The following is a 399-nucleotide window of genomic DNA, read 5'->3' as shown; positions in this document are numbered from 1 at the left end:
CCCGCTTACCGCATCGTATGCAAATTCTGCGGCGCCCTGTGCATATTCTACAAGGAAACTCACGGGAACCATCATTTTCCCGTTTATTATGACCGGGAGCTTTTCAAGTTTATATACCTTTAAATATTCCTCGTTTTCTCCTGGAGTCCAGCCGTATTTTTTTATAACGGCGGCCTCTTCCGTTCCCGCGGTAACTTTTAGGCCGTCGTCCATGTATGCCGATTTAGTTTCACCGTCCCAATATGCCATATTGGTATTAAAAACATGCATAAAATCCATAAGCGGAACCATTACTGCGCCTCCCGTTTCATAAGGCGTAGCGGAAAGTTCTATTTCCTGTCCGTTAACCTCCGCTTTCGGCACAGCCCCCTGTACCGTTGCGGCAGACATTAATCCCAC

Annotated in this window: 1 protein-coding gene; it reads right to left on the bottom strand. The window is 47.1% G+C overall.

What is annotated here, in order from left to right:
* The coding region (locus NE664_15150) for a copper amine oxidase N-terminal domain-containing protein (GenBank protein MCQ4727969.1) at positions 1–399 on the bottom strand (399 nt) is incomplete at both ends.

It is taken from the genome of Anaerotignum faecicola (assembly GCA_024460105.1).
GTDB lineage: Bacteria > Bacillota > Clostridia > Lachnospirales > Anaerotignaceae > JANFXS01.
The sequence above is the reverse complement of the archived record's forward strand: the minus strand, read 5'-3'. Positions and strand labels throughout refer to the sequence as shown.